Source organism: Rosenbergiella epipactidis, from assembly GCF_018494055.1.
Lineage (GTDB): Bacteria > Pseudomonadota > Gammaproteobacteria > Enterobacterales > Enterobacteriaceae > Rosenbergiella > Rosenbergiella epipactidis.
The window spans coordinates 15,663-41,055 of record NZ_JABBFQ010000007.1 but is presented as its reverse complement, the minus strand read 5'-3'; the positions used below and the strand labels follow the sequence as shown (position 1 = coordinate 41,055).

The following is a 25,393-nucleotide window of genomic DNA, read 5'->3' as shown; positions in this document are numbered from 1 at the left end:
CCGGAAAATTGATCTAAAAAACATCGATTTTCGGTCAGAAATCCGGCGATATCCGGCAAGAAGACCTGTTTATGAATAAATTATCGCCAATAATAATAAATTATAAACAAGAAAAGTGTCCTCTTACGTAGAGGTTTGCCTATAAATCGAACAGATAAATTTGTCATTGTTAATTTTAAATATAAATAAAAATTAGCAAAACATTTACTTTACACTTGGGAAATATCAATGAGTACTTATTCTTCTGGGATAAATACTGCTGATGCTGATCTTATTTCATGCGCTGCAAAGAGTATCGACACTTTACGCCTAGCTGAAAAAATAGCCAAGGTGAGTGTGCCTGTGCTGATTTACGGTGAATCGGGCACCGGCAAAGAGTGTATTGCTCGTTACATCCATCGACAACAATTCGGCGCAGCGGCCTCCGCACCCTATATCGGCGTTAACTGCGCGGCTATCCCCGAAAGTTTATTAGAGGCTACCTTGTTTGGTTATGAGAAGGGTGCCTTTACGGGGGCTGTTCAAACCATGCCCGGCAAATTCGAACAAGCGAACGGTGGAACCTTACTCCTCGATGAAATTGGGGATATGCCATTAGCACTGCAAGTTAAGCTACTGCGAGTCTTGCAAGAGCAGGAAGTCGAGCGGCTGGGAAGCACTCGGCGTATTAAGCTTAACGTCAGAGTGATTGCAGCGACACACCAAGATATTCCGCTCGCGGTGAAAGAAGGGCGGTTTCGGCAAGATCTTTTCTATCGACTCGCCGTTTTACCCATTACCATTGCGCCGTTACGCGAACGCCCTGAAGATATTCTGCCTTTAGTGAATCATTTTATGCAGAAGTATCGGGCGTTTACCTCATCAGAGATTACGGTTCCTGCCTCGGTTAAACAGGCATTACTGCGCTATGACTGGCCCGGTAATGTTCGAGAACTGGAAAATAAAGTGCAGCGCGGTCTGATCCTCTGCCAGGGCGCTAGCCTGACCAGTGAAGATCTTGGACTACCTGAGACATGCCCACCGCAAACAATATCGACCAGCGGGGTCGACAGTATTCCGGCAATTAGAGACTTAGGTAAGCAGGTGGAACAACAATATGTGTTGGACGTCCTCAAACAGTTTAACGGCAACAAAACGTTGACCGCCGAAAAGCTTGGCATTACGCCGCGAGCGTTACGTTACCGCCTTAGCTCAATGCGTCAAGCCGGTTTATGTCGTTAATTCCCTTGGAGGAATGGATAAATGAGTATTGATCCCACCTTTTCACTATTTTCCCCCGCCCTTCAGGGGGGAGAACGTTTCCCGCAAACCCCTGTTATGCCAGCAAATCATACTAACGAAAGTTTTCAGTCGGTACTGGCTGACGCGATTGGACAGGTGAATCAATTGCAGGTCGCGGCAAGTGAACAGCAGCAAGCAATCAACGCCGGTCAAAGTGACGATTTGGCGGGGGCAATGGTCGCCAGCCAACAAGCGAATATTAGCTTTAGTGCGTTACTGCAAGTGCGCAACAAGTTGACGAGTGCGCTAGACGACATCTTAAATACCCCTCTCTGATGCGGAGCCATCATGTTTGATTCATTTAGCGCGTGGTTTGCAAAACGCAATCTCACCCCAGAGTTATTAAAAAAACCGTGGGTACTTGCCACCGCTGGGGGGGTGTTAACCCTGATTATCGTCGCGACATTATGGCGTGGCCAGGTAGATTATGTGCCGTTGTACGGCGCCCATCAGCGCGTCCCCAATGATGCTGTTGCCAGTGCATTAGCCGCGGAACAGATCGATTTTCGTATTAATCCTGATAATGGCCAAGTCTTAGTTGCCGATAAACTGTTAGCTCGAGCTAGGATGGTCTTGGCGAGTAAGAATATCCAGCCGATCGTCGCGCCCGGTTTCGAGCTAATGGATAAAGATGAAGTTCTGGGGGCCAGCCAATATATCCAAAATATCCGCTATCAACGTGGGTTAGAGGGGGAGTTGGCACGCAGTATTATGTCACTGCAAGGGGTTGAGGAGGCTCGGGTACATCTGGGGATTCAAGCCGAAAGCGGTTTTGTACTGTCCACTCAACCGGCAAGCAGTGCCTCAGTATTGGTGACCTTGGCACCCGGTATTCGTTTAACCGGCCAGCAAGTTCGGGCGATAACGCAGCTGGTGGCCGGCAGTGTTCCAGGATTAACGGCGAGTAATATTCATATTGTCGACCAAACTGGTGCACTACTGAATGAAGCCACGCAAGATACCGCCAGTATCTCACCGGATAGTATTCGTAGCATCAGCCAACCTATTACTCAGAACTTAACGCAACTGCTTGATTCAGCCGTCGGGCAAAAGAATTACCGTGTCACGGTGATGCCAGAGATCGATTTTCGTCGTACCGAAGAAACCCAAGAGACCTATCAAGGCGATCCCAAGGTACTCGAAGAGCAAGTCAACAATGATAGCAGCGATCAAGCGGCGGCAACTGGCGTACCAGGCACCTTGAGCAATCGCCCCACTACTGAGACATCAAATAGCGCAGAACCGCAGAAATCCCAACGTTCCGTTAGCCAAACGCAACGTAAATACGCCTACGACCACCAAATCAAACATATTAACTATCCGGTTCAACAATTGGCCAGATTACAGATTGCGGTGGCGTTGAATACGGGCACCGATACGGTAGCTAAAATGTCGGAAAGTCAGCTGGATCAGCTTAAAAGCTTGCTTGAAAATGCCGCCGGATTGGACGCTAAGCGGGGCGATACCTTAACCCTTGATAAGCTTGCTTTTGTCGTTCCTGCCCCCCTGTCCGTTCCCACCCTAAGCTGGTGGCAACAACCGGATATCCAATTTTGGGCGATTTGGGGAGGGGTCGGAGCAGTCGTGATTCTGATGATCCTCTTTGTTCTACGTCCGGCGATGAAAAGTGTTATGGGCGCGCGATCGGGGGCCTTAGCCAAGGATAATGTCGTTAATGCCGACCAAACGGCGGCGGCGGGGGGTGAAAAACATCAGTTTGACAATGAAGCCGACCTGCCCCCTCGTGCGTCGGGCATCGAAGATAAAGTAAGTTATTTACAACAGCTGGCGGCGAATGAAACTGACCGCGTGGCTGAAGTGATCAAACAGTGGATAAACAGCAATGACCGATCCCGCGACAACGTCTAACGTCTCCTTGCTTACCCGACAACGTAACAGTGTCGAGCAGGCCGCTATCCTTCTGCTCAGTATTGGCGAGGATGCCGCTTCGCAGGTGATGCAAAAGCTCTCCCGAGAGGAGGTGATTGTATTGAGTGAAACGATGGCACGACTACAGGGTGTCAAAGTGTCGCAGGCCCATCAGGCGCTTAATCACTTCTTCGATGATTACCGTCAGCAAAGTGGTATCCATGGCGGATCGCGCGCTTATTTACAGACTATTTTGCAAAAGTCACTGGGCCAAGAGATCGCGACCAGCGTGATGAACCATATTTACGGCGATGCGATACGCTACCGTATGGCACGGTTACAGTGGGTGGATACCTCACAGCTGTCAGCCTTAATTAGCCAAGAACATGTTCAACTGCAAGCGATCTTTTTAGCCTTTCTTCCCCCCGATGTGGCGGCTGAGGTTCTCGCGATGCAACCCCACGCGCAGCAAGATAACATCCTGTTCAAGATTGCGCGGCTAGACGACATTAACCGCGATGTGATTGCCGAACTGGATCGGTTGATCGAACGCGGGATTACCACGATCTCCGAACATGGCTCACGCATTACCGGCGCACGCCATGCGGCAAATATCATTAATCGTCTGCCGGCTCAGCAGAATCAATTACTCGAGCAGATGAAACAGCACGATGCTGACTTATTCAAGGCACTCGAAGACCAAATGTATGAATTCTTCATCTTGAGCCGTCAAAGCGAAGAGACCTTACAGCGTCTGTTCGACGAGGTTTCGCTTGAAGAGTGGGCCATCGCATTGAAAGGTGCCGAGCCGGTGCTGCGTGATGCATTGTTCAGCATCATGCCTAAACGCCAAGTGGGGCAATTGGAACAAACCTCTACGCGATTAGGGCCGATCCCTATCAGCCGAATTGAACAGGTACGACGGGATATTATGGCGACACTCCGCCAACTAGCGGAAGAGGGTGAAATTACCCTTCAAATGTACGCCGAGCGTACGGTCGAATAGTGGATAGACGATGAGTAAAACCCCAATCCCTTACCGGTTTCCCGCGTTACACACTGATGAGGCGTTTTCGGTCGAAGAGCCCGATAAGGCGAGTGAAACCGTCGCGAGTCATTCACTGATCGACGAAGCGAAGCAGGCCGGCTTCCAGCAAGGTTTGGCAGAAGGGCATGCGCAAGGCGTTGCGCAGGGACTTGAACAAGGCACACAGCAAGGCTACGAGCAAGGCTACGCGTCAGGTATGGCGAGCAGTAAGGCGTTATTCGAGCAAGCCAGCTCACCGATAACCAACCTGGTTGAGGCACTCAACCATTTCACCCTTCACGCCGAACAGCAGCAAAAAGAGGCGACCTTAGCCTTAGTGACCCGTATAGCAGGGCTGGTCATCCAACACGAGATGGCGACGCAACCTGAGCTATTACTGACATGGATCGAGGAAAAAGTGGCTGAGGAGCAGTTGGTTGCCGCAACCTTTACCGTGAGAGTGGCTGAGGCGGATTATCACGCCTTACAACGGTTGGCCCCAGAGAAAATCGACCTATGGAAGCTGCAACCCCAGTCGGATCTTCCTCGTGGAGAGTGTGTTATTGATACGGCGGAGCAGCATTTTGATCTGGGCTGTCAGCAACGGCTTGAGAGTTGTTTAGCCACGCTTGAACAGAGTCTCACCCCCACGAGTAACGAAGAATGAAGGGACTCGAACGCGCCCTCTCTTCACTCGGGGCCATTCCGTTAAGCCAAGATTTTGGCAAATTATGTCGGGTCACTGGGTTATTAATGGAAGTCAGCGGCTGCCCGCTAGCGATTGGCGAGCGCTGTGAAGTCGAAACCGTCGATAAAAAAAGGGTGATCGCTGAAGTGGTTGGCTTCAACCGTGAACTCACGTATTTAATGCCGCTTCATAGTCTGACAGGATTAAGGAGTGGGGCGAGGGTGCTGCCCTCTACTCAGCATCCAAGGTTAAGCCTAGGGCTGGCGTGGTTGGGGCGTGTGGTCAATGGATTAGGGGAACCTATTGATGAGAAAGGCCCTGTCACCGGCAGTGCGACGCTTCCTCGCCATTTACCGTCCATCTCGGCGTTACGACGTCGCCCCATCTCCGCTCCCCTAGATGTCGGGATTCGCGCGATTAATGGTTTGTTAACCTTAGGGCGGGGTCAACGGGTAGGCCTAATGGCCGGAAGCGGTGTGGGCAAAAGCGTGTTACTCGGTATGATGGCTCGCGCCACGGATGCACAAATAGTCGTCGTTGGACTAATTGGTGAGCGCGGTCGAGAAGTTAATGAGTTCCTGTTGCACACACTTGGGGAAGAGGGGTTAAAAAAGGCCGTTGTGGTGGCCGCTCCCGCCGATGAAAGCCCCTTGATGCGCTTAAAAGCGACGGAGCTTTGTCATGCCATCGCCGCCTTTTTTCGCGATCAAGGTTATCACGTATTATTGATGATCGACTCGCTCACCCGCTATGCCATGGCACAGCGCGAGATCGCCCTCTCTCTTGGTGAAGCGCCGGCAACTAAGGGCTATCCAGCGTCCGTCTTCTCGTTGATCCCACGCTTAGTGGAAACAGCTGGCAATAGTGATAGCGAGGGGAGCTTAACGGCGATTTACACGGTATTGGCAGAGGGGGATGATCAGCAAGATCCTATCGTCGATGCCGCTCGAGCTGTCTTGGACGGGCATATTGTCTTGTCGCGAACCTTAGCGGAAATGGGGCATTTTCCGGCTATCGACATTGCTCAATCCGTAAGCCGTTGCATGGGATTAGTGACCACTGCGGAGCATCGTGATTTAGCGCGAGGATTTAAGCAGCATTACAGTCGTTATCAGGAGATCAAGCCGATGATTGCCCTAGGGGGATATGTTGCGGGCGCCGATCCCGACGTTGACCGGGCGATGCAATTCGCCCCGGCGATCACGCAATTCTTGCAGCAAGCGGATCAACAGTTAAGCCCGCTTAGCCAGAGTTTGCAGGAACTCACCACGGTTATGCAGGGTGATCGATGAGTACTCCCCTCCCAGCCCAGCTCAAGGCGCTAGAGCGCTTAAGGCTGCAGCGTCGAACAAGGTGCCAACAACAGGTCAACGCACAGCTTCACCACGTACAACAGATGCGTAATAAGTTGAACACCTTACAGCACTTTATCGATTCCCCCATCCCTTCGATGAGCAGTGGTCTTGCATTACGAAACCACGAGAATTATGTGCAAGAACTGCGGCGGTTATATCAGTGGCAACAGCAACAATGTCAGTCTGCGGAGCAGGAATTAGCGCGACGACAAGCCCAGCTTATCGCCAGCCATCGTCAAGAAAAACAACTTGAGCAGTACTGCCAAGGGGTAACCGAGACTCGGGAGAAGCAACAGCAGCAGCAGGACCAAAAGGTGAATGACGACGTCGCAGCGTTGCGTTTTGGTCGAAAAGCTTAGCCTAGGCTATCGGGATGATAAAGCCAAGCGGCGGGGTCAGTTTCAGGCAACCATTCGGTAAAGAGGCTGTGCTGCATCTCGAGAAGTTGTTGATTAGCATTATTCGCGTGCTGGCAACGCTGTAATTGCGTGGGGAGATCGCGCCAGATCGTGAGCAAATGCTGCTGTGCCGCAGGCGCAAGGCTTTCGAGTAGCTGGCGCATGCCATGCTGATCGGCACTTAAAGATAGCTGTTGTAAGCCCCGAATACGTTGCTGAGCGTGTTGGTGAATGTGTCGATAATGTTCCATCAGCTGTTCAGTGTGGCTTTCAAGCTGTGAAGGCGTAAAGCTGATAATGGCTTGGCGCTGCGCGGAGAGCAGGGTTTCGATCCGCTGAAAATGTTGGTGATCATCCAGCAAATCGGCCACGAGCTGGCGAACAATATCGATCCGTTTCATTCCGACCTCTGAAAGAACGCGAGCATAGAGTGAGCGAGAGCCTCGCTATCGAGTCCAATTTCACCTCGGCTCAAGGCCGCTTTGACTTCGGCAACCTTATCGAGATCTACCTCAGGCAGTTGTGCCAACTGGTCACGCGCCTGCGTGAGCGTCTGTTCGGTCGAGGGCGAAGATATTTTCGACGGCGCAACGTTGTCACGGCTCTCGGTTTTCACCGGCTGAGTCGAAGCGATGCTGACTCGGTCATTGGACAAGGTTGGGGTTAGTTTTATCATAAAAAAATCTCCATTTATGACTTACAACGACTCGTGGAGCGGAGAAATTAAGTCATCTCATCATTTTTATTCAATTATACGGATCAGTACCTGTTGAGCATCCCTCACCGTTCCGCTGATGATTCGGCCGCTGCCACTATTTTTGACGCGAATCGTCTCGCCTTTGCTGCCATTCTGTAAGGCGACCCCACCTGTCGTTAACTCAAGCCCCTCTTGCTGGATAACCAGGGTAACCGCTTGATTGCGATGGATGAGTGTAGGCGAGCTAAGGAGCAGGGCGGTCAAGGGTTGCCCTGCGGTTACGGCTCGCTTAAGCGTCATCTGTTGCGCCGCCTCGATTTGCGTTATCACGCTAACCCGTGCCCCGGGTTTGAGCACCACCGGCATGACCTGCACATCAGCGGCCGATAAGGTCGTCCCGGCGGGTAACGCGCTGACTGCCACCACGGCAGCCAGATGTATTTCAACATTAGCCTGCGCCCTTATTTTCCACGGACCATTGGTCGATTGACAGCTGATAACCAGCGGGAAGCGGGTCGGCGACTGAGGGAGTAACGGCGCCGTGAAGACGAGAGGAGTGCTACAGGGGGATACGTGGTGATTGGCATTGAACAGTTGTACGCTGGCGCTACTGCTCACTGATTGCCACCCTTGCTGTAGCCCTACTTGTTGGATCTGCTGATCGATCCATTGCGTCGCTTGCTTCTCAATCGGCAGCGCTGCGCAGGCAAGGTTAGCCCAGGTCCCGATAAGACTTGTGCAGAACGTCAACATGGCGAGGCGGCGAAAGCGGAAGTCGCGTTTCCTCATTATGATCGGCATAGATTTAACTCCCTGAAATATAAACCAAAAAAATAATTTATTTATTGGCATAGAAATTGCTTAACGGTTTCAGGGATTAAGAATAGGGCTTCTTTTAATGAGCATATCTTTCAGCCGTGCGTTAGGCAATAGCGTGCAGGCCATCGACTTACGATTACAACGGTCTGAAATTTTAAGCAGCAATTTAGCGAATACGGATACGCCAAATTATCAAGCCAAAGATATTGATTTTTCGGCTGAAATGCAACGACAGCGTACAGAGATGACCTCTCAACCGGCGCAGGTGCTGTACCGCGTCCCTCAGCAAATCGGGGCGGACGGTAACACGGTCGAATTGCATACCGAGCAAGCGGCCTTTGCCAGTAATAGCCAGAGTTTTCAGGTGAGTTTATCGTTCCTTTCGATGCAGTTAGCGAGCCTGCAAAAGGCCATCGAAGGGAAAAGCTGATGAAGAGGAGTGATGATGGGATTTAATGCGATTTATCAAATTGCCGGTTCGGCAATGAATGCACAAATGATTCGCTTAAATACTGTTGCCAGTAATTTGGCGAACGCTGATACGCCAGCCTCGTCGGCAGACAGTGTCTATCAGGCGCGCGTTCCTGTTTTTAGCGCGGTAATGAGCCAAGCCTCATCAGAGGTGAGTGCAGGAGAGAGTGTTGCTGTCACGGCAATCCGCCAGCAGCCTGGTTCTGTCGCCCGCTTCGAACCGAATCATCCTTTAGCGGATGAGCAAGGCTATGTCTATTATCCGGCAATCAATACGGTCGATCAGATGGCGGATATGATGTCAGCCAGCCGTAGCTTCGAAACCAATGTTGATGTGCTGACTAACGTTAAAAGTATGCAGCAAAGCTTATTACGCCTCGGCGAGGTGACCTAATGAATATCAGTAATAGCGCAACGACGACCGCCACTGCCAGCACCAGTGGCACGACCACCTCGACCAGCGGTAACAGTCAAATTAGCGATATGTTTTTACAGCTTCTGGTGGCGCAGATAAAAAACCAAGACCCGACTAATCCTACGGACGGCAAAGAGTATGTCAGCCAATTGGCACAATTAAGCCAAGTACAGTCCATGGATAGCATTTCAAGCCTGATGACCAGCACTTCTCGGCAAGTCAGCTCGTTACAAAAACAGAGCATCGGCGCGTTAACCGGACAAAAAGTGATGGTGGCGACAGACCAATTATCGACGGATGGCACAACCGCAGTCACAGGTCGGCTAACGCTGGCTCATGCCGCATCGCAGGTCACCTTAACGCTGAAAGATTCGGCCGGTAATAGCTACCCCCTTTCCCTCGGCGCAGCGTCGGCGGGTGATATGAGTTTTACTGTCGATCCACAGGCAATGGGGCTTCCAGCGGGCGCTTATAGCCTGAGTGCCACGACTGATAATAATCAAACTAACCTCTCTACCGAGCTTCTAGGGACGGTGAAAGCGGTACGTTTTCCGCTTTCTGGCAGTGATCCAGTCTTGAGTTTGCAGGGAATTGGCGACGTTAATTACAGCACTATTACCCAATTTACGATGGCATAGCCTTCGATTTCGTTTAAGGACATTAAAGATGAGTTTTAATATTGCGATTCGTGGGCTGAATGCGGTCAGTGCTCAGCTAGATACCATCTCAAACAATATCGCTAATGCTGACACGGTGGGCTATAAGTCTGGTCGCGAAAATTTTTCGGCATTATACGTCAACGGCAAAGGGAATGGCGTGCTGGATCAAGGTGTTCAGCAAAGCTTAAATACTAACGGATCGGTCATCAGTGGTTCCAGTGGTTTGGATTTAGCCATCAGTGGCAAAGGCTTTTTTGCCTTACAAGATACCAATGGTAGCCAAAAATTTAGCCGCGCGGGGTATGTACAAGTGGATAAAGACGGCTACTTAGTCAATAACGCGGGACTGCAATATCAAGGCTACCCAGCGGAAACCACTACCGGTGCCGTCTCGTCCATAATGATTCCTTCAACTCGTAATAATGGCACCTTAAGTGACGTTAATCTCGATGAAAAAGGCAATGTTCAGGCGACCTATAGCAACGGTGAGACGGCCACGGTAGGTCAAGTCGCACTTGCCAGCTTTGCCAATATGGACCAGTTGGAGCCTGAGGACGGTACCTTATGGCGAGCTACCGAAGGTTCAGGTGCGGCACAATTTGGAGTGGCCCAGACGGGCGTACTGGGCAGCTTACATAACGGCTCTCTCGAATCCTCGAACGTCGATTTAACCAGTGAACTGGTGAACTTGATGAGTGCGCAGCGTAATTACCAAGCCAATACCAAAGTGATTAGTACCGACAGCAGCATGTTTACTGCCCTGTTCCAAGCTATCTAATGGACAGATTACTTTATACCGCGCTCAGCGGGGCGAATGTGGCGCAGCAGCAGCAGCAAATCCACGCCAATAACTTGGCCAACGTCAACACCGAAGGATTTCGCGCAGATTTCGCCTTGGCTCAGCAGCAAGCGTTGTCACAGCGAGAGAACGAAACTCGCATATTGAGCGCAGAGCAGCCTTCTGGGGTGGATTTGACCTCGGGGGCAATCCAGTCAACAGGGCGCAATCTCGATGTGGCCATTCAAGGCCATGGTTATCTCACGCTGATTACCCCGAAGGGTGAAGCCTATACGCGTGATGGCCAGCTAATGGTCGACCAACAAGGGCAAATGTTTGCACATGGCTATCCGGTCGCCGGTGATAACGGCCCTATTGTTTTACCCCCTTTTTCTTCGGTCAGTATCGGTGCGGACGGGATTATTTCAATTGTGCCGCAAGAGAGTGGTAATACCACGCCAATCGAGGTTGATCGCATCAAGTTAGCCAGCCCGGCGGCGGCGAGCCTTTCGAAAAACGAGCAAGGTCTGCTGGTAAGCCGTAATCGCACGAATCCAGTGGATGAAACAATAAGCCTCGCATCCGGACACCTGGAAGGATCGAATGTCTCGGCAATCGGTGAAATGCTGGCGAGCATGGCGATCAACCGTCAATTCGAAGCACAGATCAAAATGATGAAGACCGCCGACGACTTAGCGTCAGCGGGCAATCAGCTACTGAGAAATAGTTAAGCGAGCGTAAAGAATGAATCCAGCATTATGGATAAGTAAAACCGGCCTCAGCGCTCAAGATGCGCGTCTGACCTCTATTTCCAACAACTTAGCCAACGTGAATACTACGGCGTTTAAAAAAGACCGTACCTTATTCGCGGATCTGTTCTATCAAAACCAACGCGCCCCGGGTAGCCCACTCGATCAGCAAGACAATACCCCCATCGGTACGCAATACGGAACAGGCGTAAAAATTATTGGCACGCAAAAAGAATTCAGTGTCGGGAATATCCAAAATACCGGACAAAAATTAGATGTCGCCATTACCGGCGAGGGTTTTTTTCAAGTACAACTGGCCAATGGCGATATCGGTTATACCCGCGCGGGAAATTTCCAGCGTAATCAAGATGGGGTACTCACCACGTCGCAAGGATTGCCCCTGCAACCGCAAATTGATATTCCCGCTAATACCACGGATATCCAGATTGGAAAAGATGGCACGGTGCGTGCGACGGTTGCCGGTCAAACCGATCCCGAAGAGTTAGGACAGCTGACGCTGGTTAACTTTATGAATCCCGCCGGGCTAGCGGCGCAGGGCGATAACCTCTATCAGCAGACCGCGGCCAGCGGCGAACCGACAGAAGGAACACCCGGCGAAGATGGCTTAGGGCAGTTGGAGCAAGGCGCGCTGGAGGGATCTAACGTGCAAGTGGTGGAAGAGATGGTGGATATGATCACGGTACAGCGTGCCTACGAGATGAACGCCAAAATGGTCTCCGCAGCGGACGATATGCTGAAATTTGTCACTCAAACGCTATAGGAAAGACAATGCGCTACCCGTTACTCGTGATGATCGCTATGGCTTTTTTACTCTCAGGATGCGAAAGCTCGCCCTATTTAGTTAAAAAAGATGATGAAGCCTACGCACCACCGGATGAAATTTTAGCGCCGACGCCCACCAATCATGGGGGTGGCGTATTTACCACTGGCTTTAATTGGTCATTGACGCAAGACAGACGCGCCTATCGCGTTGGCGATATTCTGACGGTTAGATTGGATGAAGCGACGCAAGCCAGCAAGCAGGCGAAGACCGGCTTCGATAAGAAAAATGATACAACTTTCGGTATCCCGAATGTATTCGGTCACTCGGTAAACAGTCTTTCTGCCTCCGTGGACGGCGATCGGACCTTCAATGGCAATGGTAGCTCACAACAACAAAATAGCTTGAAGGGCTTTATTTCGGTGGCCGTTTACCGAGTACTGGCTAACGGTGTGTTGGTGATACGTGGGGAGAAGTGGTTGACCCTCAATCAAGGGGATGAATATATCCGCATCACCGGCTTGGTTCGCGCAGATGATATCGACCGTGATAACTCAGTGAATTCGCAACGTATTGCCAACGCACGCATCTCCTATGCCGGACGTGGGGCATTGAGCGATGCCAACAGCGCCGGGTGGCTTACGCGCTTCTTTAATCATCCACTTTTCCCAATGTAAGGGGTTTTTAGTGCGTTATCGACTTCCATGCTGGCTCTGGCTATCGTTACTCTTTCCCACCTGCGTCTTCGCTGCGCGTCTAGGCGATCTGGTTGATGTTGAAGGTATCCGCGGCAACCAGCTTATTGGTTACAGTTTAGTGGTGGGGCTGGATGGAACGGGGGATAAAAACCAGGTCCGCTTTACCAACCAATCCGTGACGAATATGCTGCGTCAATTTGGGGTACAGTTACCCGCCAAAATTGATCCTAAGGTTAAGAATGTCGCGGCAGTGGCCGTCAGTGCGGTGTTACCACCCGGTTACAGTCGAGGTCAATCGATTGATGTGACCGTCTCATCGATCGGCGATGCGAAAAGCTTACGCGGTGGCACGTTGCTCTTAGCGCAACTTCGAGGAGCCGATGGCGAAATCTATGCGCTGGCCCAAGGAAGTGTGGTGGTCGGCGGGATGCAAGCTCAAGGCAATAGCGGCTCAAGTATCACCATTAATACACCGACCGCCGGGTTGATTCCCAATGGGGCGACCGTCGAGCGAGAAATCGCGACGGACTTTCAGAGTAATGATCAGGTCTATCTTAACCTCCATCGTCCCGAGTTTAAGACCGCCAACAATATCGCTACCGCGCTGAATCAAAACTTCGGCTATGGCACCGCGACAGCTGAGAGTGCAACGCGTATCGCCGTCAAGGCCCCGCTTAGTCCGGGCAGCCGAGTCGCCTTTATGTCTGCTTTGGAAGATATAGAGGTGACGCCAGGCAAAATGTCGCCGCGTGTCGTGTTTAACTCGCGTACCGGTACGGTCGTCATTGGCGAGAATGTGGTGGTCCACGCTGCGGCGGTCTCCCATGGCAGCTTAACGGTGACCATCCGCGAGTCAAACGCCGTCAGCCAACCGGGGCCATTGAGTAACGGTCGCACGGCAGTTACGCCGCAAAGTGAACTCAGGGTTAACCAAGGCAATGGTCATAGTGTGGTGATCCCGACCGCGACCACGCTACGCAGTATTGTCAATGCCTTAAATGGTCTGGGTGCAACACCGGACGATATTATGTCGATTCTTCAAGCCTTGCATGAAGCTGGTGCGTTAGACGCGGAATTGGTGGTGATATGACAATTTCATTAACCGGATCACTTGGCCTGGGTGAAGCTCTGCTACCTGGCGATATCGGTACCCAGCAAAAGCCGCACAACTTATCGCAAGCGGCTGAGCAGTTCGAAAATCAATTTCTTAGACAGATGATTAAAGAGATGCGTCATGCAACGGATGCATTAGTGAAAGACTCGCCAGTGGACAGTAAGCAGCAGGCTTTATGGCGTGACTTTTACGATGACCAATTGAGTGCCAATCTGGCGGCGACCCACTCTACTGGCTTAGCTGAAATGATCGTCAAACAGCTTTCTCCTAAGACGACCCCTTCAGAAATCGACCCCAGCGGTCGTTCTGACTCGGTAGAACAGAAATTTAGGGATCAACGCTGATGATGAACCTTTTTACTATTGCCGCCCAAGGTGCGCAGGCCGCGCAGAGCCAGCTCTCAGTCAGCGCCGGAAATATTGCTAATCAGCAAACGGCAGGCTATTCCCGTCAAGTGATCACGCAAACAGCATCGGTGGTGGGCAATCTTGGCAATGGGGTAAAGACGAGCGATGCTAGCCGTATTACGGATCAAACACTCAATCAAGCCTTATGGCATACCCAGAGTGCGGTGGGGTATTACCAGTCGTTAAACAGCTGGGGAACCTCATTAGAAAAGGTTATCTCTTCTAGCACAACACAGCCGTCGACGCTGCTAACCAGCTTTTTTAACTCGGTCAGTGCACTCACCACTCAGCCCGACTCGACGGCGTATCGGCAGCAACTGATCAGTAGCGCGACCAGTTTAGCCAATGGTTTATCGCAAACCAGTCAGAATCTTGCCGATCAGCAGACCAGTATAGGCCAACAACAGCAGTCTACGCTTGTGCAAGTCAATCAACTCTCCTCACAAATTGCGGACCTTAACCAGCAGATTTCGCGTTTGGGGGCCGGTGCCGAGAGCAATAGTTTACAGGACCAGCGTGACCAACAGGTTAAGACACTGAGTGGATTGATTGCGATATCGGTCGAGAAAAGCGAAACCGGCAGCTATACCTTAACCACTCAAGGGGCGACATTGGTTGAGGGAAACCAAGCGGCGGTGCTGTCTTCCAGTACGGATACGCAAGGGAACGCGCAATTACAGAGCCGTATGGGGCAAACGTCATCAACCTTATCCACGGCCATGGGTGGACAGCTGGGGGCCTTGTATGACTATCAACAGCAGGTGCTTTCACCGTTACAAACGCAGGTGACGGGCTTGATGCACTCGGTGAGTGAGCAGGTTAATAATACCTTGGCTAGCGGCTATGACTTACAAGGTGATCAGGGTAAGGCGTTGTTCACTGTCTCAACAGATAGCGCAGGGGTGGCCCGACTTGCGACCACCGACTTAACTCCCGCACAGTTGGGACTATCGCTTGATAAAACCACGCCCGCGAACGGCGGTAATCTTACAACGTTAAGCGGGTTGCAAACGACAAGCGGCGTTACGGAGCAGGCCACGGCGATCACCAGCCACTTAGCCTTGGCAAATAGCCAGAGCAGTAATCAACTCGCGGTGGCCACTGCCGTCAACCAGCAGTGGCAGCAGCAACGTGACAATTTAAGTGCGGTGAATAAAGACGAAGAAGCCGTAAACCTGCAAACCTACCTACAATCTTACCAAGCCAATATGAAGGTTATGTCAGTAGGCAACCAGCTATTCAGCGAACTCTTAACGCTGTTTAGCTAGCGAAGGCAATCATTATGCGTATTAGCAGTCTTAGTCAGCCACAAAGAATGTTGGCAACCCTAGAAGCGGGTAATACCCAGATACAGAAGTTACAGGATCAGTTGGCTACGCAGCAAAAGCAAACGCTCCCCTCGGAGGATCCACTCAATGCTGCCCGTACGGCTGCGGTGACGCAACAACAGGCGATGACTGCGCAATATCAGCAGAATATCACCTCAGCGAACGATGCCTTGACGCGCCAAGATACGTTACTCAGTAGCATGAGCGATCTGGTGCTGTCTTTACAAGATCAGCTGCGCAGTATGAATAACTCAACGCAATCCACGACTCAGACGGCGGGTTATACGGCTCAACTCTCCAGTTTACGTGAAGGGATCGTTAATCTGCTCAATAGCCAAGATGCGCAGGGGCATTATATTTTTGCTGGCACCAACAATACCCAACCGCCGGTGGTCAAGGTGGAGGGTGAATACCAATGGCAGGGGAACGATGAAGCTGCCAACGTACAGGTGGGGCAACAGCAACGTATTAGCGCCGGTACCGCGGTGAGTTCGCTATTTTCTGCGGGTAGCGACCCGCTGAGCTTATTGAATCAGATCGGTAAACTGACGCAGTCGTCGAACCCGTCTTTAGCCGATAGTTCAACGCTTTCAGCCTTAATTCAACAGAGTAGCGATGCAGCGGATAAGGTCAGCAGCGCCAGAGCATCGATCGGTAGCAGGCAAAATCAGCTTACGCAGCTTTCAGATATGTATACCGATCTGAGCGCAGCGAACAGTGAAGTCCTAAACCATCTGCAAAGTACGGACACCGCTGAAACGACGCTACAATTACAGTCTTGGATGAAGACGGTCGAATACAGCAGTAAGGCGTATGGTCTAATGAATCAGTTTTCTCTCTTTGATGTGATTTAACCATGTTATCACCACTCTCTTCTGGAACCTTCAATCGCCCCCTTAGTAGTGAAGGGGCGACGCGCTCCCAACCTTCCGCTGTCCCGACGACCCACGAGGTCCTTGAGCGGGTCGCTTCATCACGACAGGGGCTACGGTTTCCGGATGAATTGCTGATCAGTCGTGACCCTCAGCGCTTTAATACGCAGTTAAATCTACAAATTACCGCGGTACAGCGCGCCAGCGACTATTTAAACGAAGCGGAGCTATCGCTGAGGGGCTTGGCACAGACGATGAGTCGAGAAAAGCGACAGCGACAGCTGCGCCACGCTCGTCAATGGGTTGAACGCCGCGTGCAGCAATCCGGTGGGACGGTAGACCGCAATTTTACCGCCTGCCTAGACCGTCCGGCACAGATCATTTTTCAGTGCGAAGCGTTAGACCCTTTATTGGTGACTGAGCAACGAGAAATCATTACTTTTGCCTTGGGTGAAGGGACATTCCGGCGCTGGGCATCACTGCTGATCACGCCAGAAATGTCGTTAGGACAACGACTTTTCGCGCTGAATCGTGCGTTGGGTCAGTTTAGGATCTGGTGTTATTACGATCTGCCGACCCAGCGTTTATTGTTTACGCTGCCCGAAAGCCAGTGGTTATCCATGGCGACTTGGACAGTTCGAGGCGGCGGTGTCTGTTTCGCCGCCGACAGTTTGACCGTATTACGCCCACAACCCATCCCCTGTTTCGAACAGCAGCTACACCAGCTCCTGACCAATGAAACGACTGCGGTCGGATTAAACGCTGAACAAGCGGTTCGACACTTACAGCAGGAAAGGCAAAAACTACTGCGGCAACGCCAACAAGTCGATCAACAGCTGGCGCAACGCGATCTCCCGGTAGAAGGCCAGCAAGCCTTACGCATGGCAAAGCTTATCCGTCAGCAACTCTCGGCATGCCACGGGGAATTTCGAGGTTTAAACCAAGCCTTACAATGCCAAGCAAATCTGCCGACCGCTGTGGTGTATCAATTAATTGTCGGTGAATAGAAAATATTTAGCCTAGCCCTTTATTTTTGTGAGACGCCAGTCGTTATTAACTTTTGTTACTACTTATCGTCCACTTTTGAAGGAGCCGTCAGATGGCTATTACACTTTTTACTAACTCATCCGCAATGTCTGCCAGCAACGCATTACAAAAAGCCAACACCACATTGGCCACCGCAATGGAGCATTTAGGCACCGGTAAACGTATTACTAAGGCGTCTGACGATGCGGCAGGCCTGCAAGTCGCCACCCGCCTGCAAGGTCAAACCAATGGTATGGCGGTTGCTCAGCGTAATATCGCCGATGCCTCCACCATGCTGCAGACCGGTGAAGGGGCGATGGATGAAGTCAGTAATATCATGTACCGCATGAAAGATCTGGCGACGCAAGGCGCAACTGACACCAATACTGCAGATAGCCGTAAAGCGATTGACACTGAGATGGATAGCCTAAAAACAGAGCTTAGCAGCATCATGGGCAATACCTCTTACGCGGGCAATAAGTTATTCAGCGACACTAAAGACGCAACTGGAACGGTAACTAGCAAAGCGAAAATGGGCGATGCAATGATCTTCCAAACCGGTTCGGAAAGCGGTGAAACCACTAAAGTCGATGTCTCAGCACAACTCAAAAATGTGTTTAGTAGCATTGATACGTTATCGACGGCTTCCGTACAAGATACCGCAGCCGATGCGACAAACAATAAACCAGCTGTTTCGGGTACTGCCAACGCTAATGCGATGATTGATACCTTGAATACGGCATTAGATAACGTCTCTAGCCTACGTTCTTCTTTCGGTGCGTCAATCAATGGTCTAAGCCATGCGGCTGCGAACTTAACCAATATGAAAGATAACACCGATCAAGCGCTGGGTAACATTCAAGATGCTGACTTCGCGTCGGAAGCCTCGAAAATGACCCGTAGCCAAATGCTGGCACAAACCAGTACTTCAATGCTTAAGCAGTCGAACAGCATGTCGAGCCTAGTGATGAGTATCTTAGGCTAAGCAGCCTAGTAAGAGGGAGTGACCCTCGGCTTTCCTCTTCGTCAATAAAGCGGAAGATCGTCTTCCGCTTTGTCGTTTCTTAACAGCCATGGTGCGGTGCTTGGTAAGTTGGCATGATTGTTGCTTATCAAGTTCTTGTGAAGCCGATGCCACGGCGTGTTGATCAGTTTTCCAAGCGGGTATAACCACCATGACCGATATCAGTTCCCTTGATCCGCAAACCCTCGCGACGCAAATGGCCGGTTACGATACTCAAGCGTCGCAAAGTGCCGTGACTAAGCAGCAAACGTCACTGACCACGCAGAGTAATAACCTCAGCAAATTAAAAACGGCACTCACCACTTTTCGTAGCAGTATGGCTAGCTTGAACAGTACAACGCAGGGAATGTTGGCGAATACGGCGACGTTAAGCCAATCAACCGTGGCGACAGTCACGACCACCTCGCAAGCCAATCGCGGGACCTACTCACTGACCGTTAGCCAGCTAGCTTCTGCCCAACAGACGGCGTATACCGGCTTAACCGATGAGATGGTCAAACAGGCGAGTGGATCCTTGACGCTCGCGATTCAAGATAAAAGTATCTCAATTGATATGGGCAAGTTAACCTCGTTAGCTGATTTTGCCGATGCCGTCAATCAAGCAACCGATAACCCTGGTGTGACTGCCTCATTAATTAAAACCGACGGCAAGGTCCAACTGATGCTGAGTAGCGACGAAAGTGGTGTCGCTAATGCGCTAACCTTAACCACCGGGCAGTTAGATAGCCAAACGGCGGCGGCGCTTAACCAAGGCGTAGAGATCTCTGCGGCGAAGGATGCGAAAGTGAGTATTGGCTCGCTTGCATTAAGTAGTAGTTCTAATAAATTGGACTCGCTGATCGAAGGTGTCACGATCAATCTACAAGCGGTTACCGCAAAAGATACCCCTTTAACCATTACCGTGGGCACGGACACCAGCACGACGCAAAAAAATCTGCAGAGTTTCGTCGACGCTTATAACAGTTTACGTACGGTATTAGATAGTCAAGGTTCGGCCACAGGGGGGAACGACGGCTTAGTCTCCTCACTAAATACTGAGTTAAACAGCGTGATTCGCGGTACGGCCAATGGCTTTGATATGACCCGCTTTGGCGTAACGTCAGATAAAGACGGCAAGCTGACACTGAACAGCGATACCTTAAAAACGCAATTGAGTAAAAGTCCGCAATCGATCAATCAATTTTTTAATAGCCAAGGCCTGCTCTCGACCATTGATAAATCGATGAATAACTACCTCAGCACCAGCCACGGCGTTTTACAAAGCCGGCAAGAGGTTCTTGATCGGCAGCAGAGTGAGGTCACCGATCGGCAAACGAAAATTACCACTCGCTATAACGATGCCTATAACCGCTACTTAACGCAGTTCACCAAATTAAAGAGCGCGATGCAGGATATGAACAATACCCTGAGCAGCTTATTAGGTTAACGAGACAGACTATGTACAGTAATGACACCCTTGATGGTTATGACTACCTTTCTGCCGATTTGGAACGTCAAGTCGCCACGGCAACCCCTCATCAGCTCGTGCTAATTATGTTTAGCGGACTGATGGATGAGCTAGTCAGAGCAAAAAGCCATATTCACGCGAAACGCTATGAACAGAAAGCGCACAGTATTAATCGCTGCATCGATATCCTTAATGCGCTGAGTAGCGCGCTGGATCTTGAACAGGGGGGCGAATTAGCTAAGTCGTTGGCCAGCCTATACGACTACGCTGTCCGTTGCCTCTATGAGGCTAGCCATCAACTCTCGATTGAAAAAATTGCCGAGGTAGAGGCGTTATTGGCGGAGATCGAGGCCGGTTGGCGCGAGATGGCGGTATAACATGTTGGATGAACAGCGCTTGAAACAGTTAGTTCTCGCGATAAACGAGGCTATCCGCTTACAAGACTGGGATGCCTTGTCCCGTGCGAACCAACGGCTCGCCTCGAGCTTACAGGCTGAGGGCGTGACGGAGCGGCAACGCCAGCAACTCCAGCATTTCTATCGTATCGGCTTGGCCGAATGCCAACGTCACGCCGATACCTTATGGCAGAAAATTCAAAAAACGCTGGATGACCGCGAAGCGATGGCAGCATACGCCTGTTTCGGGGACAACGAGAGTTTCTCGGGATAGCTGCATGAACATAACTCCGCTAGCGTCTGCAACCTTGATATCGCCCTCGGCTCCGGTAGTCTCGATCTCCGAGGGCTCGGCACAAGCTGAGTCGTCAGCGGGATCCTTTTTACTCTCTACAGCAGTGGCAGATTCGCTTCCTCGCGATACGGCTGGCCCTGTTACGGAAAACGGCCTGAGTGCCGAAAAAGCGCAACCGCTATTGGACAGTTTACAGGCGCAATTTGCTTACCGCGAGGCGAACAGCCCAAGGCAAAGCACCGACCGCTTAGCGTCGGACACAGAGATGCAACCGCTAGCCAGCTTGCCAGTGTTGGACCTTCCCTTAAATACAGTGAAACGTCGAGTGAGTGACGAGCCGGTGACAAGGGATAATTCAACCACCACTGAGGCTGCCCTTACGTCTGAACCGCTAGACGAAATCGCTGTACCGACCCTCTACTTTTTCCCGCAACCGGCTGAACACTCGGTAACCGGCCAAAGTGAGCATACCTCACAGCCATTACCTAGCGCAGACGGTATGCCATCCGCTCTGGTCGTTGAGCATACGCCAGCCGAGGTCTCAACGGCTGTACCGTCCTCGGCAACGGCGTACACCGCACACACTCCTTCGCTGAAAACCGCCGGACAGGACGCGTTAACCTTACCGCTGACGTTGAGCCGCGATCAAACGGGGTATGCGCAACCCTTAGTCACCGCGCTCAGTGGTCATATCACTTGGCAGCTTTCTCAACAACAGCAGAGTGTCGAGCTGCAATTGCACCCCGCTGAACTCGGGGCGATGACGATTACGCTGCATATGAATGCCAGTGCGTTACAACTGCATATCCACGCAGAGGTACCTGAAACCCAGCAACTGTTACAACAAACGGCGAATGACTTAAAAGAGAGTCTAACCCTGAGCCAAGGTGGTCAAGTCGCCGTCGATGTCTCGTCGCAAGGCCATCAACAACGCCGTCAGACCCCTCAGCCACAGCATTTCGAGGTCATTTCCGCTAATCACCTTAGCGTGACCGATACTCAGGCATCGGCGACCGACCACTCCATTTTAATTACGCTATAAGAGTCCACCATGAAGAAATCCCTGATCATTATCGTAATCGTTCTCCTCCTTGCCGTGATGGGAGTAGGGGGATGGTGGATAATGGCCGATCATAAAACGGAAAATAAAGCGTCACAGGGGATGGGCAGTTGGTTTAAGAGTAAGCCCCCTCAAGCCAGTTTTATCGAAATAAAAGACTTAGTGATCACGTTGCAGGCGGAAGAGAACCGCCCACGTTATCTGTTGCTCGATGTTGTGTTGGTGGTTCGAGGGGAAGAGCAGTCGACGCAATCTCAGGCCTTCGAACCGGCGGTAAGAAGCGCGACGGTCGCGCTGTTAAATAATCAGCCTTTCGATGAGGTGCGATCGCGCACGCTTTTGGCGCTGCACGATCAATTACTTAAGCGCTATCAAGACGAAGCGGCGCACCTTGGCTTTCAGGCGCTCCCCTTCGACGACATCATGATCAGTAAGATGGTTTTCCAGTAAGTGGACAGCATGTCAGTCAATGGCTATTCGCAAACTGATGCGCTCACGGCACAGCAGGAGGCCGGTTATATTCAGCAGTATCTGCCCTTAGTGAATAAAATTTTACGGCAGCTGAGTTATCACGCCAATGCAGTCATCGATAGCCACGATTTACAGCAAATTGCCTTAGTGGGGCTGTTAACCGCCCTACGGCGATATGGCATTCCCGATGCGGAATTTCCAGGCTATGCCAAATACCGGATCCGTGGCGCAATTCTTGATGAGTTACGTCAGGCCGACTGGCGGCCCCGAACGCTGAGGCAGAAAACCCATCAACTTTCGCATCAAATTCAGCAAATAACCCAAAAGCTGGGACGAGAACCTGATTTTGCCGATCTGCAACAGGCGTTGGCCTTGGATGCAGAAACCTATCATGACTATCTTCAAAGCGAGTATTTAGCCAGCGTAGAGAGCCTCGATGCGGTGATGGAGGGGGAGGGCGATGCGCAGTTCGGTACGCACCGTGATAACCCTGAACGTTTTTATGCCAGACAGCAACAACTCTCGCAGGCGATAGCGATTTTGGACCCACGGGAACAGTTAATCCTGACGCTTTATTACCATCATGAAATGAATTTAAAAGAGATCGCCTTGGTATTGGAAATCAGTGAAGCGCGTGTCTGTCAATTAAACAAGCGATTAAACGATAAGTTGGTCGCCCATATAAAGCAAAGTGAGTCGGTATGTTAAAGATAGGCGGGATACTTATTGTATTTATCTGTTTAATTTGGGGATACCTCCACTCTGGTGGTCGCCTCGTCGCCTTTTGGCAGCCGGGAGAGATCGTGATCATCATGGGCTGTGGAATCGGCACCTTAGTGCTGGCCAATTCTGGCTCAGTACTTAAACAGATCCTCGCACAACTTAAAGAGGTTATGCGTAAGAGCCGTTACAACGAGGTGTATTCGCAACAACTCTTAATGCTGATGTATGAGCTACTGGACAGCGTGCAAAATGGTGGGCTAAGAAGCCTAGATAACCATATCGAAAACCCTTCCGATAGCGAACTGTTTCAACGTTATCCCCTTATTGCCAGCGACCCCGAACTCTGTACCTTTATTGCGGATAACTTTCGCATGATGGCGATGGGAAAAATTAATGAACATGAGCTAGAGGGGTTGTTAGAGCAAGAGCTTAACTCGGTCGAAGAGAACCTGTTGCAAGCCTCGCGATCCTTACAACGAATGGGCGAAGCAATGCCCGGCTTTGGGATCTGTGCCGCGGTACTCGGTATCGTTATCACAATGCAATCGATTGATGGGTCGATTGCCGTGATTGGCGTAAAAGTGGCGGCTGCCTTAATTGGGACCTTCCTCGGCGTATTTATCTGTTATTGCCTGATCGATCCCTTAGCCAATGCGATGGAACAATTGGTGAAGAAGAAGATGACCTCTTTCGAATGTTTACGCACCATCATGGTCAATCAAGTGGCGGGTAAGCCACCGCTACTCGCTGTGGATGCGGGGCGTAAAATGTTGCCTGTAGAGAGTAAACCGTCTTTCACGCAGCTGGAAGGCTGGGTCGATACACGTCAGGATGCACAAGCGGCATGAGTGGACGTCAGAAAGGCCACACGACAATCATTAAACGCAGTGCCCGCCGTACCCATACAGGTGGACATGGCGGGGCATGGAAAGTTGCTTTTGCTGACTTTATGCTAGCGTTAATGTCTCTGTTCATGGTGATGTGGATTATGGGGCAGGTCTCAGAGAAAGATCGCAAAGCGATTATGTACACCTTAAATAATCAATCGATCTTCGATAGCCACTCCTTCAGCCCCATATCGTTTTCTGCTCACGATCCGGCGCCCGCCAATGCGCCAGAAGTGACGCCAAGCGCGGTGGGTAACGCCAGTGTCTCACCACAACCTACAGCCAGTACGGTAACCGATTCGGTTAAGCAAGCGGATGCAGACCAACGACACTTACAGCAAGCGCTGCAAAGCCTGATGATAGGTAAGCAAGCGCAGAGTAATATGCGAATTGAACGTCTCGCCCAAGGTATTCGAGTCGTGGTGAATGACGACCAGCACCGTATGATGTTTGAGCGCGGCAGCGCAAAGGTGACGACCTATTTCCAACAGCTGTTGGCAAGCCTGGTGCCAGCATTGAAGCAGAGCGGGTCTCATCTCATGATTATCGGCCATACAGATGCGACCCCGTATCAGCAAAATCCATTTTACGATAATTGGAGTTTATCCGTTAACCGTGCGCAGTCTGCACGGCAGGTACTAATACGCGCCGGGATTGAAAGCGATAAGATCATCCAGATTTCGGGGGTGGCCGATCAGAAACTGCTGGATCCGCAGCAGCCGACCAATGCGATAAACCGCCGTATAGAATTTATTATTCTCTCCGCGGCGGGGCTATCTGCTTGGGAGAAATCCTTTGCTATGCCTGCTACGCATGCCATTCCGACATCGTCAGCGCACGAGTAATGAGTGGGCAGTGCGTAATTTATTAATCGTAATAATAATGCTTGTCATCCCCCAGGCTTATGCCGAGATGCCCGCGAGTATCCCTCAGCATAGCGCCGACAAGCAACAGCGCGAAAGGAATCGGCTACGTTTGTGGCAGCAGGCAACGCATCATCAGGCAATGCATACCACCGCGACTGCGTCTGACGCGGGAGAAGATAAAAAACGGCGTCGGCAGCACTCACTTTGGCTGTTAAATCGAGGAATTATCCCAGGGGACAGTGGCTTGGGGTGGGCACTATTATCCCCCGATGAGTTACTACGAGAAACCGGATCGCCGAAATTATTAGCCACGCTTGAAAAGGTGATCGATACCTTGCAGGCCCAGATAGGACTTCCTTATCGTTGGGGAGGGCAAACCCCTAACCAAGGATTTGATTGCAGCGGGTTAGTCTGGTTTGCGTTCCGAAACTATGTTAACTGGCCACTTCCACGAACGGCCAGTACGTTGTTTAGCGATAAACGGATGCGCGCCGTTACCCCAGGACGATTACGCAGAGGGGATCTACTGTTTTTCACGATTCATCGACAAACCACTCCCGACCACGTAGGCGTTTATTTAGGTAACCACCAATTTATTGAAGCGCCGCGCACCGGCTTAGCGATTCGGATAAGTCAGCTTGATGCGCCATTCTGGCAACAGCACTTTGCTGGGGCTCGCCGCGTCTTAACGGAATGGACACTCCGTGACCAGTTAGGCGATAAAGCGAGTCAGTAAAAAACTAATTTTGAGAACGTTATCGATTTTTCTAGTCACACTCGTTGGCCTTCCGCT

Annotated in this window: 32 protein-coding genes; 29 read left to right on the top strand and 3 right to left on the bottom strand. The window is 51.1% G+C overall.

Features of this window, described 5'->3' with window-relative positions:
- Positions 1-228 precede the first annotated feature (228 nt).
- Genes HGT71_RS11450 through HGT71_RS11420 form a run of 7 tightly spaced genes read left to right on the top strand, consistent with a single transcriptional unit; the run spans position 229 to position 6,579 of the window.
- Positions 229-1,221 carry a sigma-54 interaction domain-containing protein gene (locus tag HGT71_RS11450; protein ID WP_214217911.1) on the top strand — a complete coding sequence of 331 codons (993 nt, stop codon included), beginning with the start codon at positions 229-231 and terminating at the stop codon, positions 1,219-1,221.
- Between the two features lie 21 nt (positions 1,222-1,242).
- A complete protein-coding gene (gene fliE / locus HGT71_RS11445; RefSeq protein WP_214217909.1) occupies positions 1,243-1,557 on the top strand; it encodes a flagellar hook-basal body complex protein FliE in 315 nt (104 codons plus the stop codon).
- Positions 1,558-1,569: 12 nt separating this feature from the next.
- On the top strand, positions 1,570-3,150 hold the full coding sequence (fliF, locus tag HGT71_RS11440; RefSeq protein WP_214217907.1) for a flagellar basal-body MS-ring/collar protein FliF: 1,581 nt from the start codon (positions 1,570-1,572) through the stop codon (positions 3,148-3,150).
- Entirely contained in the window at positions 3,125-4,156 is a 1,032-nt protein-coding gene (locus HGT71_RS11435) for a FliG C-terminal domain-containing protein (protein ID WP_099823083.1), read from the top strand. Before fliF ends, HGT71_RS11435 begins: the two co-directional genes overlap by 26 nt.
- Positions 4,157-4,166: 10 nt before the next feature.
- The gene (locus HGT71_RS11430) at positions 4,167-4,844 is read left to right on the top strand and encodes a FliH/SctL family protein (RefSeq protein WP_214217906.1); all 678 of its coding nucleotides are present in this window, start codon (positions 4,167-4,169) and stop codon (positions 4,842-4,844) included.
- On the top strand, positions 4,841-6,157 hold the full coding sequence (locus HGT71_RS11425; RefSeq protein ID WP_214217904.1) for a FliI/YscN family ATPase: 1,317 nt from the start codon (positions 4,841-4,843) through the stop codon (positions 6,155-6,157). The genes HGT71_RS11430 and HGT71_RS11425 overlap by 4 nt, the downstream gene beginning before the upstream one ends.
- Positions 6,154-6,579 carry a flagellar FliJ family protein gene (locus tag HGT71_RS11420; RefSeq protein WP_214217902.1) on the top strand — a complete coding sequence of 142 codons (426 nt, stop codon included), beginning with the start codon at positions 6,154-6,156 and terminating at the stop codon, positions 6,577-6,579. Before HGT71_RS11425 ends, HGT71_RS11420 begins: the two co-directional genes overlap by 4 nt.
- Here HGT71_RS11420 and flgN read toward each other — a convergent pair.
- From flgN to flgA, 3 genes are all read right to left on the bottom strand, one after another.
- Positions 6,576-7,019, bottom strand: coding sequence for a flagellar protein FlgN (flgN, locus tag HGT71_RS11415; protein ID WP_214217900.1), 444 nt, complete (start codon positions 7,017-7,019; stop codon positions 6,576-6,578). The genes HGT71_RS11420 and flgN overlap by 4 nt on opposite strands.
- Positions 7,016-7,294, bottom strand: coding sequence for a flagellar biosynthesis anti-sigma factor FlgM (gene flgM, locus HGT71_RS11410; RefSeq protein WP_214217898.1), 279 nt, complete (start codon positions 7,292-7,294; stop codon positions 7,016-7,018). The genes flgN and flgM overlap by 4 nt, the downstream gene beginning before the upstream one ends.
- A gap of 66 nt (positions 7,295-7,360) precedes the next feature.
- Positions 7,361-8,116: a flagellar basal body P-ring formation chaperone FlgA gene (gene flgA / locus HGT71_RS11405; protein WP_214217896.1), complete on the bottom strand. Its 756-nt coding sequence runs from the start codon at positions 8,114-8,116 to the stop codon at positions 7,361-7,363.
- Positions 8,117-8,213: 97 nt separating this feature from the next.
- Between flgA and HGT71_RS11400 the strand changes: the two genes are divergently transcribed.
- The 22 genes from HGT71_RS11400 to HGT71_RS11295 all read left to right on the top strand — a co-directional run bounded on the left by HGT71_RS11400 (position 8,214) and on the right by HGT71_RS11295 (position 25,336).
- The gene (locus HGT71_RS11400; protein ID WP_048911222.1) at positions 8,214-8,564 is read left to right on the top strand and encodes a flagellar basal body protein; all 351 of its coding nucleotides are present in this window, start codon (positions 8,214-8,216) and stop codon (positions 8,562-8,564) included.
- A 15-nt stretch (positions 8,565-8,579) separates the two neighbouring features.
- Positions 8,580-8,999, top strand: coding sequence for a flagellar basal body rod protein FlgC (gene flgC / locus HGT71_RS11395; protein WP_048911223.1), 420 nt, complete (start codon positions 8,580-8,582; stop codon positions 8,997-8,999).
- Positions 8,999-9,658 carry a flagellar hook capping FlgD N-terminal domain-containing protein gene (locus tag HGT71_RS11390; protein WP_214217894.1) on the top strand — a complete coding sequence of 220 codons (660 nt, stop codon included), beginning with the start codon at positions 8,999-9,001 and terminating at the stop codon, positions 9,656-9,658. The genes flgC and HGT71_RS11390 overlap by 1 nt, the downstream gene beginning before the upstream one ends.
- A 28-nt stretch (positions 9,659-9,686) precedes the next feature.
- Positions 9,687-10,457 carry a flagellar hook basal-body protein gene (locus HGT71_RS11385; RefSeq protein WP_214217892.1) on the top strand — a complete coding sequence of 257 codons (771 nt, stop codon included), beginning with the start codon at positions 9,687-9,689 and terminating at the stop codon, positions 10,455-10,457.
- Positions 10,457-11,188, top strand: coding sequence for a flagellar basal-body rod protein FlgF (gene flgF, locus HGT71_RS11380; RefSeq protein ID WP_214217891.1), 732 nt, complete (start codon positions 10,457-10,459; stop codon positions 11,186-11,188). The genes HGT71_RS11385 and flgF overlap by 1 nt, the downstream gene beginning before the upstream one ends.
- Positions 11,189-11,201: 13 nt before the next feature.
- Positions 11,202-11,987, top strand: a complete 786-nt coding sequence (gene flgG / locus HGT71_RS11375; RefSeq protein WP_214217889.1) for a flagellar basal-body rod protein FlgG — start codon at positions 11,202-11,204, stop codon at positions 11,985-11,987.
- 8 nt (positions 11,988-11,995) lie between these two features.
- Entirely contained in the window at positions 11,996-12,664 is a 669-nt protein-coding gene (gene flgH, locus HGT71_RS11370; protein WP_214217888.1) for a flagellar basal body L-ring protein FlgH, read from the top strand.
- Between the two features lie 10 nt (positions 12,665-12,674).
- A complete protein-coding gene (locus tag HGT71_RS11365; protein WP_338327776.1) occupies positions 12,675-13,775 on the top strand; it encodes a flagellar basal body P-ring protein FlgI in 1,101 nt (366 codons plus the stop codon).
- The gene (locus tag HGT71_RS11360) at positions 13,772-14,143 is read left to right on the top strand and encodes a rod-binding protein (RefSeq protein WP_214217886.1); all 372 of its coding nucleotides are present in this window, start codon (positions 13,772-13,774) and stop codon (positions 14,141-14,143) included. Before HGT71_RS11365 ends, HGT71_RS11360 begins: the two co-directional genes overlap by 4 nt.
- Entirely contained in the window at positions 14,143-15,474 is a 1,332-nt protein-coding gene (gene flgK, locus HGT71_RS11355; RefSeq protein WP_214217883.1) for a flagellar hook-associated protein FlgK, read from the top strand. Before HGT71_RS11360 ends, flgK begins: the two co-directional genes overlap by 1 nt.
- 14 nt (positions 15,475-15,488) lie before the next feature.
- Complete coding sequence (locus HGT71_RS11350) at positions 15,489-16,388, top strand: flagellin N-terminal helical domain-containing protein (RefSeq protein WP_214217882.1); 900 nt, start codon at positions 15,489-15,491, stop codon at positions 16,386-16,388.
- A gap of 2 nt (positions 16,389-16,390) precedes the next feature.
- Positions 16,391-17,413: a hypothetical protein gene (locus tag HGT71_RS11345; RefSeq protein ID WP_214217881.1), complete on the top strand. Its 1,023-nt coding sequence runs from the start codon at positions 16,391-16,393 to the stop codon at positions 17,411-17,413.
- Positions 17,414-17,505: 92 nt separating this feature from the next.
- On the top strand, positions 17,506-18,417 hold the full coding sequence (locus HGT71_RS11340; protein WP_177173138.1) for a flagellin N-terminal helical domain-containing protein: 912 nt from the start codon (positions 17,506-17,508) through the stop codon (positions 18,415-18,417).
- 190 nt (positions 18,418-18,607) lie between these two features.
- Positions 18,608-19,882 carry a flagellar filament capping protein FliD gene (gene fliD / locus HGT71_RS11335; RefSeq protein WP_048911232.1) on the top strand — a complete coding sequence of 425 codons (1,275 nt, stop codon included), beginning with the start codon at positions 18,608-18,610 and terminating at the stop codon, positions 19,880-19,882.
- Positions 19,883-19,893: 11 nt separating this feature from the next.
- Positions 19,894-20,280 carry a flagellar export chaperone FliS gene (fliS, locus tag HGT71_RS11330; protein ID WP_214217880.1) on the top strand — a complete coding sequence of 129 codons (387 nt, stop codon included), beginning with the start codon at positions 19,894-19,896 and terminating at the stop codon, positions 20,278-20,280.
- A 1-nt stretch (position 20,281) separates the two neighbouring features.
- On the top strand, positions 20,282-20,572 hold the full coding sequence (locus tag HGT71_RS11325; protein ID WP_214217879.1) for a hypothetical protein: 291 nt from the start codon (positions 20,282-20,284) through the stop codon (positions 20,570-20,572).
- Between the two features lie 4 nt (positions 20,573-20,576).
- Complete coding sequence (locus tag HGT71_RS11320) at positions 20,577-21,635, top strand: flagellar hook-length control protein FliK (protein ID WP_214217878.1); 1,059 nt, start codon at positions 20,577-20,579, stop codon at positions 21,633-21,635.
- Between the two features lie 9 nt (positions 21,636-21,644).
- Positions 21,645-22,103 carry a flagellar basal body-associated FliL family protein gene (locus tag HGT71_RS11315; protein ID WP_214217876.1) on the top strand — a complete coding sequence of 153 codons (459 nt, stop codon included), beginning with the start codon at positions 21,645-21,647 and terminating at the stop codon, positions 22,101-22,103.
- A gap of 9 nt (positions 22,104-22,112) precedes the next feature.
- Complete coding sequence (locus tag HGT71_RS11310) at positions 22,113-22,832, top strand: FliA/WhiG family RNA polymerase sigma factor (RefSeq protein WP_048911237.1); 720 nt, start codon at positions 22,113-22,115, stop codon at positions 22,830-22,832.
- Positions 22,826-23,695: a flagellar motor stator protein MotA gene (gene motA, locus HGT71_RS11305; RefSeq protein ID WP_214217875.1), complete on the top strand. Its 870-nt coding sequence runs from the start codon at positions 22,826-22,828 to the stop codon at positions 23,693-23,695. The genes HGT71_RS11310 and motA overlap by 7 nt, the downstream gene beginning before the upstream one ends.
- Complete coding sequence (locus HGT71_RS11300) at positions 23,692-24,579, top strand: flagellar motor protein MotB (RefSeq protein WP_214217873.1); 888 nt, start codon at positions 23,692-23,694, stop codon at positions 24,577-24,579. Before motA ends, HGT71_RS11300 begins: the two co-directional genes overlap by 4 nt.
- A 37-nt stretch (positions 24,580-24,616) precedes the next feature.
- Positions 24,617-25,336 carry a C40 family peptidase gene (locus tag HGT71_RS11295; RefSeq protein WP_214217871.1) on the top strand — a complete coding sequence of 240 codons (720 nt, stop codon included), beginning with the start codon at positions 24,617-24,619 and terminating at the stop codon, positions 25,334-25,336.
- Positions 25,337-25,393: the final 57 nt, after the last annotated feature.